Source organism: Streptomyces sp. NPDC004658 (genome assembly GCF_040609555.1).
GTDB lineage: Bacteria > Actinomycetota > Actinomycetes > Streptomycetales > Streptomycetaceae > Streptomyces.
On record NZ_JBEXKG010000221.1, the window covers coordinates 1 to 9,726 of the forward strand.

6 protein-coding genes and 3 pseudogenes are annotated in these 9,726 nt (G+C 73.9%); 5 read left to right on the top strand and 4 right to left on the bottom strand.

Features of this window, described 5'->3' with window-relative positions:
- Positions 1 to 72: 72 nt before the first annotated feature.
- Together ABZV94_RS37665 and ABZV94_RS37670 are read right to left on the bottom strand one after the other, a co-directional pair.
- Positions 73 to 2,427 carry a glycosyl hydrolase family 65 protein gene (locus ABZV94_RS37665; RefSeq protein ID WP_356348876.1) on the bottom strand — a complete coding sequence of 785 codons (2,355 nt, stop codon included), beginning with the start codon at positions 2,425 to 2,427 and terminating at the stop codon, positions 73 to 75.
- Positions 2,424 to 3,164 (bottom strand): beta-phosphoglucomutase family hydrolase, encoded by a 741-nt coding sequence (locus tag ABZV94_RS37670; RefSeq protein WP_356348878.1) that lies wholly within the window; start codon positions 3,162 to 3,164, stop codon positions 2,424 to 2,426. Before ABZV94_RS37670 ends, ABZV94_RS37665 begins: the two co-directional genes overlap by 4 nt.
- An 84-nt stretch (positions 3,165 to 3,248) precedes the next feature.
- Here ABZV94_RS37670 and ABZV94_RS37675 point away from each other — a divergent pair, with 84 nt between their 5' ends.
- A complete protein-coding gene (locus tag ABZV94_RS37675; RefSeq protein ID WP_356348880.1) occupies positions 3,249 to 3,899 on the top strand; it encodes a nucleoside/nucleotide kinase family protein in 651 nt (216 codons plus the stop codon).
- Between the two features lie 243 nt (positions 3,900 to 4,142).
- A pseudogene (locus tag ABZV94_RS37680) lies at positions 4,143 to 5,717 on the top strand (phosphatase PAP2 family protein); the annotation flags it as partial.
- A 1-nt stretch (position 5,718) separates the two neighbouring features.
- Here the strand turns inward: ABZV94_RS37680 and ABZV94_RS37685 are convergent.
- Positions 5,719 to 5,976 (bottom strand): annotated as a pseudogene (locus tag ABZV94_RS37685) (LacI family DNA-binding transcriptional regulator); the annotation flags it as partial.
- Between the two features lie 134 nt (positions 5,977 to 6,110).
- On the opposite strand from ABZV94_RS37685, the gene ABZV94_RS37690 reads away from it, so the two are divergent.
- A complete protein-coding gene (locus ABZV94_RS37690; protein ID WP_356348882.1) occupies positions 6,111 to 7,271 on the top strand; it encodes a Gfo/Idh/MocA family oxidoreductase in 1,161 nt (386 codons plus the stop codon).
- Here the strand turns inward: ABZV94_RS37690 and ABZV94_RS37695 are convergent.
- Positions 7,252 to 8,283 carry a LacI family DNA-binding transcriptional regulator gene (locus ABZV94_RS37695; RefSeq protein WP_356348884.1) on the bottom strand — a complete coding sequence of 344 codons (1,032 nt, stop codon included), beginning with the start codon at positions 8,281 to 8,283 and terminating at the stop codon, positions 7,252 to 7,254. The genes ABZV94_RS37690 and ABZV94_RS37695 overlap by 20 nt on opposite strands.
- Positions 8,284 to 8,438: 155 nt before the next feature.
- Here ABZV94_RS37695 and ABZV94_RS37700 point away from each other — a divergent pair, with 155 nt between their 5' ends.
- Positions 8,439 to 9,605 (top strand): phytanoyl-CoA dioxygenase family protein, encoded by a 1,167-nt coding sequence (locus ABZV94_RS37700; RefSeq protein WP_356348887.1) that lies wholly within the window; start codon positions 8,439 to 8,441, stop codon positions 9,603 to 9,605.
- Positions 9,606 to 9,613: 8 nt separating this feature from the next.
- A pseudogene (locus tag ABZV94_RS37705) lies at positions 9,614 to 9,726 on the top strand (short-chain dehydrogenase); the annotation flags it as partial.

The following is a 9,726-nucleotide window of genomic DNA, read 5'->3' on the forward strand; positions in this document are numbered from 1 at the left end:
CACCCCGGCGCCCTCCTCACCCTCGCCCGGCACCGGACGGCGGCCGGTCCCCCGGCCCCTGGCCCGGCCTCCTCATCCGCCGTTCGGCGCCCGGTGCACCGGCTGTTCCGGCGCGCGGCGCTGCGGGGCCGGTGGTACCGAGCGGACGGCCGGGTCGTCGGTGCTGACGGTGAGCGGTTCGCCGTGGTGGCGCAGCGTGAGCGGGGGGCCGTCCAGGAGCGCGTACGTCACCTTGTCCGCGCCGATGTCCACGCGCAGCCGGCGCCCGCGGAACTGGACGTGGAAGGCGAGGCGGCGCAGCCGCTCGGGCAGGCGCGGTGCGAACCGCAGCCGGTCGCCGTCGCGCCGCATGCCGCCGAAGCCCGCGACCAGGGCCATCCAGGTACCGGCGAGGGAGGCGATGTGCAGGCCGTCCCGCGTGTTGTGCTCCAGGTCGTGGAGGTCCATCAGCGCGGCCTCCGAGGTGTAGGCGTAGGCGAGGTCCAGGTGGCCCGTCTGGGCGGCGATGACGGCCTGGCAGCAGGCGGACAGGGAGGAGTCGCGGACGGTCAGCGGCTCGTAGTAGGTGAAGTTCCGGGCGATCTGCTCCTCGTCGTGCTCCTGCTCGAAATAGTCGCCGCAGGTGTACATGGCCAGCACCAGGTCGGCCTGCTTGACGACCTGCTTGCGGTAGAGGTCGAAGTAGGGGAAGTGGAGCAGCAGCGGGTACTGGTCGGCGCGGGTGCCCTCGAAGTCCCAGCGCTGGTAGCGGGTGAAGCCGGCGTGCTGTTCGTGGACGCCGAGTTCGGCGTTGTAGGGGACGTGCATGGCGTCGGCGGCGTCCCGCCAGGCCGCGCTCTCCTCCTCGTCCACCCCGAGCCGTCGCGCCTGGTCCGGGTGGCGCTCGACGGCGTCGGCGGCGGCGCGCAGGTTCTGCCGGGCCATCAGGTTGGTGTAGGTGTTGTCGTCGGCGACCGCGCTGTACTCGTCGGGGCCGGTGACACCGTCGAGGTGGAAGACGCCGTGGGTGTCGTGGTGGCCGAGCGACCGCCACAGCCGGGCGGTCTCCACCAGCAGTTCCACCCCCGTCTCCCGTTCGAAGGCGGTGTCGCCGGTGGCCTCGACGTACCGGACGACGGCGTCGGCTATGCCGGCGTTGACGTGGAAGGCGGCGGTGCCGGCCGGCCAGTACGCGGAGCCCTCCGGGCCGGCGATGGTCCGCCAGGGGAACGCGGTGCCGGCGAGCCCGAGTTGGGCCGCGCGTTCGCGGGCCTCGTCCAGGGTGTTGTACCGCCAGCGCAGGGCCTCGGCGACGGCCTGGGGGGCGGTGTGGGTGAGCACGGGCAGCACGAACATCTCGGTGTCCCAGAAGGCGTGCCCGTCGTAGCCGGACCCGGTCAGCCCCTTGGCGGGAATGGCGCGCTGCTCGGCGCGGGCGCCGGCCTGGAGGACGTGGAAGAGCGCGAACCGGACGGCCTGCTGGATCTCCTCGTCGCCCTCCACCTCGACGTCGGCGCGGGCCCAGAAGTCGTCGAGGCAGGCCCGCTGGTCGTCGAGCAGGCCCTGCCAGCCGTCGTGTCCGGCGGCGGCGAGCGCGGCGTCGACCTGGTCGGCCATCGCGGGCAGCGACCGGGTCCCGGACCAGCCGTGGGCGACCAGCTTCTCCACCCGCAGGGTCTGTCCGGGTTCCAGCACGGAGGTGACGGTCAGCCGGGCCACGTCGGTGCCGCTCTCGCTGCGGGTGGTGGTGCGTTCGGGACCGGTGACGACGTGGTCGGCGGCCACGGCGACCCTGAGGCCGCTGCGCCGGGTGCGGTGCACCAGGCGCAGCCGGCTGCCGGAGGCGAAGCCGTCCTCCTGTTCCAGCGGGGACTTCAGCGCCTTCGCCGCGCGCGGGTCGCCGTCGGGGTCGGGCAGGCTCTCGTTGGCGACCAGCTCGGACTGGATCACCACCCGGCTGCGGCTGCCGACGGCCTCCACCTCGTAGGCCACGGCGGCCACCGCCCGCTGGGTCAGCGAGACCAGCCGGGTGGAGCGCACCCGGACCGTGGAGCCGGCCGGCGAGGTCCACTCGCAGGTCCGCTCCAGCACCCCGCGGCGCAGGTCGAGGACGCGCTCGTGGGCGACGAGCCGGCCGTAGCGCAGGTCGAACGGCTCGTCGTCCACCAGCAGCCGGATGATCTTGCCGTTGGTGACGTTGATGACGGTCTGCCCGGACTCCGGGTAGCCGTAGCCGGCCTCGGCGTACGGCAGCGGGTGCACCTCGTGCACGCCGTTGAGGTAGCTGCCGGGCAGGCCGTGCGGTTCGCCCTCGTCCAGGTTGCCGCGCCAGCCGACGTGCCCGTTGGACAGGGCGAACACCGACTCGCTCTGGGCGAGGACGCCGAGGTCGAGGGCGGTCTCCCGGACGGCCCACGGTTCGACGCCGTAGGAGCGGTCGGTGATCACTGCTTGCCTCCCAGTTCTGCCAGGTCCTTGACGACGGTGTCGGCGCCGTGCGCGTACAGCGCGTCGGTCTGCCCCACCCGGTCCACGCCGACCACGTAGCCGAAGCCGCCCGCGCGGCCGGCGTCCATGCCGGCCAGCGCGTCCTCGAAGACGGCCGCCCGGGACGCCTCGACGCCCAGGTCGCGGGCGGCGGCGAGGAAGGTGTCGGGGTGCGGCTTGCCCGGCAGTTTCCGCTCGGCCGCGACCACGCCGTCGATCCGTACGTCGAAGAAGTGCTCGGCGCCGACCGCGCGCAGCACGTCCCGGCAGTTGGCGCTGGAGGAGACGATCGCGGTGTGCAGCCCCGCGGCGCGGACCGCCTCCAGATACCGCAGGGTGCCCTCGTAGGCCTCGACGCCGCCGGTGCGGATCTTCTCCAGCAGCAGGTCGTTCTTGCGGTTGCCGAGGCCGTGCACGGTGCGGGCGTCCGGCGGATCGTCCGGGGCGCCTTCGGGGAGGTGGATGCCGCGTGAGGCGAGGAAGGCGCGGACGCCGTCGGCGCGGGGGCGGCCGTCGACGTACTCGTCGTAGTCGCTGACGGCGTCGAACGGCCGTCCCTGTTCCCCCTCGTAGTCACGCAGGAAGGCGTCGAACGTCTCCTTCCAGGCCGCCGCGTGCACGACGGCGGTCTTGGTGACGACCCCGTCGAGGTCGAAGAGGCAGGCCTGGATGGTGTCGGGCAGACCGAGCTGAGTCATATCCGGACTGTTCCCCGCGAAGCGGCCCTCCAGTGGGTGGCGCACGCCACACTCCTGGCGGACGGGGGATGCCACACTCTCCGTGTGCCGCTGACCTTCGACGACCTTCTCCGCCGTGCCCGTGCCCTGCCCCGGGACGGCCGGCGTGCCCTGCTCGGCATCGCGGGCGGCCCCGGTGCGGGCAAGACGACGCTGGCCGAGCGGCTGGTGGACGCGCTGAACGGCGACGGGCCGCCCTGGGCGGCGCATGTGCCGATGGACGGTTTCCACCTCGCGGACGCCGAGCTGGACCGGCTGGGCCGCCGGGACCGCAAGGGCGCGCCGGACACCTTCGACGCGGCCGGGTACGCGGCGCTGCTGCGGCGGCTGCGCGAGGAGACCGACGAGGTGGTGTACGCGCCGGGGTTCGAGCGGGTGCTGGAGCAGCCGCTCGCGGGCGCGATCCCGGTGCCGCCGCAGGCCCGGCTGGTGGTGACCGAGGGGAACTACCTGCTGCTGCGGGAGGGGGCCTGGGCGCGGGTGCGGCCGTGCCTGGACGAGGTGTGGTTCTGCGAGGTCGCCGAGGAGGAGCGGATCCGCCGGCTGGTCGGCCGGCACGAGCGGTTCGGCAAGGAGCACGAGGCGGCCGTGGCCTGGGTGCTGGGCCCGGACCAGCGCAACGCCGACCTGGTCGCGACGACGCGCCGGTGGGCGGACCTGGTGGTGCCGGCCGACGTACCGCTTCCCGCGGCCTGACGTCCCGCCACCGGTCGGCGGGGGCCGTGCCGGGGGCGCGTTCGATCCTGTGAGCCGGGCCCGTGCGTTCACCCTCCGCACGCGCGCCCGCCACCGGAGTCTCCCCGAGGGGACACGAACCCGCCCTAGACATGCACCCGTTCACCCTCTCGCTCCCCCGTTTCTCCCGGGATCGCACAACTGCGCACATCGGCAGGGGCGTTCCCGGAGACCTCTTCCGAGACCTCTGCGAAAGGCACACGCATGCCGTCATCTGCCGGGCACCGCCCCCCGCTGCTGAACCGGCGCGGATTCCTCACGGCGTCGCTGGCCGCGTCGGCGGGGGTGCTCGCCGCGCCGGCGGTCGCCGTCTGGCGGCCGGCGGCCGACGCCCGGGCGGCGACCGCGCCGGCCGCCTTCGTGGACGACTACCGGACGAACACGCTCGCCAACCTGACGCCCGAGACGAACGCGGTCGTCCGCGTCCTCGGCGGCTTCGGCAGGCTGTGGAAGACCGGCTCGGCCTGGAACGCCGGCACCCCGCTGTCCCCGGAGATCCTGCGCGCGAACATGCGCTACTGCGCCCGGGTCACGGCCGGGCGCACCGACGCGCAGGCGAAGGAGGCGTTCGTCCACGACCGCCAGCACCAGAGCTACGCCCTGATCGCCGGCCTCGGCCCGCTGGCCGGCCCGTACCGGACGGGCGCCAGGGCGGTCACCTCGATCACGAGCGCGCCCGACGGCACCCCGGCGACCACCGTCAGCGACGCCGTCCCGGCGGACGCCCCGGCGGGCTCGGCCCTCGGCGCGGGCGCGCACGACTCGGCCCTGGGCAAGGTCGCGGAACTGGTCGACACCGTGCGCGGCCCGTACGCCTCCGGCAACCCGGCCAAGTACGCCTACCAGTACCCGCGGCCCTGGCGGCTGACGGAGGACAGCGAGGTCGTCGACACCGGCCGGACGGACGCGTTCGGCTTCCCGGTGTACGACTCCCCCGGGGTCGTGGCCCCGCAGCTGCTGCGCCAGCGCGGCACCTCCCCCACCGACGACGGCGGCTTCCCGAGCGGCCACACCAACGCCTTCCACCTGGCCGCGCTGGCCTACGCGTACGCGGTGCCGGAGCGGTTCCAGGAACTGGTGACACGGGCGTTCGAGCTGAGCCACACCCGGATCGTGGCCGGCATGCACCACACGGTCGACGTCATCGGGGGCCGGATCATGGCCACCGCGCTCGCCGCGGCCACGCTCGCCGACCCGGCCAACGCCGGGCTGAAGGCCGCCGCCCGCGCCCAGGCGCTGGCCCACCTCACGGAGCGGACCGGGACGACCGCCGACACGCTGTACGCCTACGCCCACCCCGCCGACGACCCGTACGCCGACCGGGACGCCAACCGGCGGGTGGTGCGGCACCGGCTGACGTACGTCCTCCCCCGGCAGGGCCGCGATCTGCCGCTGACCGTGCCGAAGGGCGCGGAGGTGCTGCTGGAGACCCGGCTGCCGTACCTGACCGCGGACCAGCGCCGCGAGGTGCTGCGCACCACCGGGCTGCCCTCCGGGTACGCGCTGCTCGACGGGTTCGAGCAGTGGGGGCGGCTGGACCTGTTCGCCGCGGCGGACGGTTACGGCGCCTTCGACACGGACGTCACCGTCACCATGGACGCCTCGGCCGGCGGCTTCAGCGCGGCCGACAGCTGGCGCAACGATGTCGGCGGGCGCGGCGGTCTGGCCAAGCGGGGCACGGGCACGCTGACGCTGACCGGCCGCAACCGCTACACGGGCGGCACCGTGCTGGCCGAGGGCACGCTGGTGGCGGGCTCCGCGGACGCGCTCGGGCACGGGGCAGGGAGTTGAGCCCGTCGAGCAGTTCCACGAACCACGGGTTGCGCAGGTCGTCCAGCAGGACGCCGATGGTGCGGGTGCGGCGCTCGCTCAGGCTGCGGGCCGCCGCGTTCGGCCGGTAGCCCAGCTCGCGTACGGCCCGCAGGACCGCCTCCCGCTTCTCGGGGCGCACCGGACCGGAGCCGCGCAGCACCAGGGAGACGAGCGACTTCGACACGCCGGCCCGTTCGGCCACGTCGCGGATCGTCGGCGGTCTCATGGGGTGGACCGTTCCATGCGGCGTGCCGCGCTGTCAAAGGGTTGACACGCTGGTCATGTCCGAACAAAGGTGACGTGGACCAGATCTGGACCGGTCCAAAGGGAAGGGCTCGGTCCGCACGGAGAGGGGCAGTCATGGTGGACGCGCTCGGTGTCGCCGTCATCGGGTTCGGCTGGATGGGCCGGGTGCACACCCAGGCGTACGCCCGTCTCCCGCACCACTACCCCCGGCTGCCGCTGCGGCCCCGGCTGGTCACGGTCGCCGAGGAGGTGCCGGGGCGGGCGGAGGAGGCCGCCGAGCGGTTCGGGTTCGCCTCGGCGACCCGGGACTGGCGCGAGGTGGCCGCCGACCCGCGCGTCCAGGCGGTGAGCGTCACCGCGCCGAACTTCCTGCACCGGGAGATCGGCGTGGCGATGGCCGAGGCCGGCAAGCACCTGTGGATCGAGAAGCCGGTGGGTCTGACCGCCGGGGACGCCCGCGCGGTCGCCGACGCCGTCACCAAGGCCGGTGTGCAGGGCACGGTCGGCTTCAACTACCGCAACGCGCCCGCCGTCGAGGCCGCCCGCGAGCTGATCGCCTCCGGTGAGATCGGCACGGTCACCCACGTCCGCATCCGTCTCTTCAGCGACTACGCGGCCCATCCGGACGGCGCGCTGACCTGGCGCTACGAGCGTGAGCGCGGGGGCAGCGGGGTGCTCGGCGACCTGGCCTCGCACGGCGCCGACCTGGCCCGCTTCCTGCTCGGCGACATCGCCTCGCTCACCGCCGACACGGCGGTCTTCGTCCCGGAACGCGCCCGTCCGAGCGGTGCGACGGCCGGCCACGCCCTGGCCGCCGGCGGCGAGCCGGGCCCGGTGGAGAACGAGGACTACGTCAGCTGCCTGCTCCGCTTCGCCTCCGGGGCCCGCGGCGTCCTGGAGGCGTGCCGGGTCTCGGTCGGCGAGCAGAACAACTACGGCTTCGAGGTGCACGGCACCCGGGGCGCGGTGTTCTGGGACTTCCGCCGGATGAACGAACTGAAGGTGAGCCGGGGTACGACGTACCAGGACCAGCCGGTGAGCACGGTGTACGTCGGTCCGGGCGCCGGCGAGTTCGCCGCGTTCCAGCCGGGCGCGGCCAACGCGATGGGCTACGACGACCTGAAGGTGATCGAGGCCTACCGCTTCGTCCGCTCCATCGCCGAGGGCACCCCGCACGGCACCACGCTCGTGGACGCCGTGCACAGCGCGACCGTGCTGGACGCGATGGCGGAGTCGGCGGCGAGCGGAAGGTGGGTCACCCTGCCGGGGTCGTAGGCATGTTGTACGGCGTGACCACCTGGATCGCGGACGGCAGGACCGGCCCGGCCGGCGGCAGCGCGCCGTGGAAGCGCATCACCTCGTGGCAGGCCTCGCGCAGATCGTGCCGCAGATCGTGGTGGAGCACGGCGGACAGGCGGTGCTCGCGCAGCAGCCGGGTGTTGTCGTGGTCGAGGTCGTGCGCGACGAACACGGCGCACGCGCGGCCGAGGTCGGCGAAGGCTCGCAGGGTGGCGTTGTTGCCGCCGCCGATGGAGTACACCGCCCGGATCTCCGGGTCGTGCTCCAGGGCGGCGCGGACCAGGTCGTACTGCGTGGCGTCCAGGCCCTGCCCCTCGGTGATCTCCACCAGCGCCCGCTCCGGATGCCGGGCCCGCATCACGCTGCGGAAGCCCATCTCGCGCTCCTCCTCGTTGCGGAAGAAGCCGCTGCTGAGGCTGGTGAGGACGTTGCCGGGACGGTCGCCGAGCCACTGGCCCATCAGATAGGCGGCGGTCGCGCCGGCCGCCCGGTTGTCGATGCCGACGTAGGCGACGCGTCCGCTCGCGGGCAGGTCGGTGACGAGGGTGACGACCGGGACCCCGGCGGCGGTCAGCCGGCCGACGGCCGCGGTGACCTCGGGGACGTCCGGCGCCTTGAGGATCACGCCCTGCGAGCCGCGCCGGGCTATCCGGTCGAGCGTGCCGACCAGTTCCCGGACCGGGCCGGTCTCGCGGAAGTGGAAGCGGGACCGCACGACGGCCGGGTGCAGGGCGGGCAGTTCGGCCTCCAGGGCGGCGCGCACGGCGGTGGTGAACCGCTCGGGCGCCTGGGCCACGATGTCGACCATGAAGGTACGGCCGACCAGCCGGACCTGGGTGCGCTGCCGGTCGAGATCGGCGATGGCTCGGTGCACCTCCCGCGCGGTGCTCTCGCGCACCCCTCCCCTGCCGTTCAGCACCCGGTCCACGGTGGCCTCGCTGAGACCGGCCTGACGTGCGATCTCCCGGATCGGGAACGGGTGGCCCATGGACCGGCTCCTTGAGGGGTTTTTGATGGACGGCTGCTGGTTGTTCGAGGGGTTTGTACTGACAAGAATGACAGCACCGCGCCGCGCCTGTGACCGGGGGCGCCTCGCTCCCGTCACCGAACGCGCGCCGCTGACGTACCGAAAGAGGGACACCGATGTCCGTCGCCGCCGTGCCAGGCCGTGCCTGGCTGTCCGAGCAGGACTGCGATCTCGGCGCGTTCCGCGCCCTGGTGGAGCGGAGCACGGATCCGGGCGGCTATCCGCACGCCGCGTCCGTCGTGGAGAACGTCCTCGTGTACGAGGGTGAGCGGCTGCGGGGGGCCGGCGACCGGTCCGCGCTGCGGGCCGAGCTGGTGCGGGCACTCGCCGAGGGCCCCGGGGTCGTCGTCGTCCGGGGCGCGTTCCCGGAGCCGGAGGTCGTCGACCGGGTCACGGCGGTGTTCGAGGCGCTGATCGCCGAACAGCGGGCCGCCGGGGCGACCGCGGGCGACCACTTCGCCGCTCCGGGCGCCAACGACCGGGTGTGGAACGCGCTGGAGAAAACGGCCCTGTACGACGCGGAGGCGTTCGCCGACTACTACGCCAACGAGGTCCTCGCCCTGCTCGCCACGGCCTGGCTGGGTCCCGGCTACCAGGTCACCTCCCAGGTCAACGTGGTCAACCCGGGCGGCGCCGGACAGACCGCGCACCGGGACTACCACCTGGGCTTCTCGAGCAACGCGGTGGCCGCCGCCTACCCCGCGCACGTGCACCGCCTCTCCCCCGTGCTCACCCTCCAGGGCGCGGTCGCCCACTGCGCCATGCCGGTGGAGTCCGGTCCGACGCTCTACCTGCCGTACTCCCAGCTCTACGAGCCGGGCTACCTGGCCTGGCGGCTGCCCGAGTTCCAGGAGTACTTCGCGGCCCACCACGTGCAGTTGCCGCTCGCCAAGGGCGACGCCGCCTTCTTCAACCCGGCGCTCTTCCACGCCGCCGGCGCCAACCGGACGGAGGACGTCCGGCGCACGGCCAACCTTCTGCAGATCTCGTCCGCGTTCGGCCGCGCGATGGAGACCGTGGACCGCGAGGCGGTGGCGAACGCCGTGTTCCCGGTGCTGCTGCGGCGCAAGGAGGCGGGCGCGTCCGAGGAGTGGCTGGAGAACGTGATCGCCGCGAGCGCCGAGGGCTACCCCTTCCCCACCAACCTGGACAGCGACCCGCCGGTCGCCGGGCTGGCCCCGCCGGCGCAGGCCGACCTGGTGCGGCGGGCGCTGAGCGAGACGTGGCAGCCCGTTCGGCTGCGTGAGGAACTGCGGGCGGCGGCGGAACGCCGGGAGAGCTGAGGCAGGGCATGGGACTTCTCGACGACAAGGTCGTGCTGGTCAACGGCGGCAGCCAGGGTGTGGGGGCCGCCGTCGCGCGGTTGCGGTGGGTGCAGGGCTCGCCGTCGGAGTGCACTGGCTT

Bases quoted from the DNA above. Each gene is read 5' to 3' on its own strand.
- ABZV94_RS37700 (WP_356348887.1), top strand. From the start codon at position 8,439: ATGTCCGTCGCCGCCGTGCCAGGCCGTGCCTGGCTGTCCGAGCAGGAC.
- ABZV94_RS37690 (WP_356348882.1), top strand. From the start codon at position 6,111: ATGGTGGACGCGCTCGGTGTCGCCGTCATCGGGTTCGGCTGGATGGGC.
- ABZV94_RS37695 (WP_356348884.1), bottom strand. From the start codon at position 8,283: ATGGGCCACCCGTTCCCGATCCGGGAGATCGCACGTCAGGCCGGTCTC.
- ABZV94_RS37670 (WP_356348878.1), bottom strand. From the start codon at position 3,164: ATGACTCAGCTCGGTCTGCCCGACACCATCCAGGCCTGCCTCTTCGAC.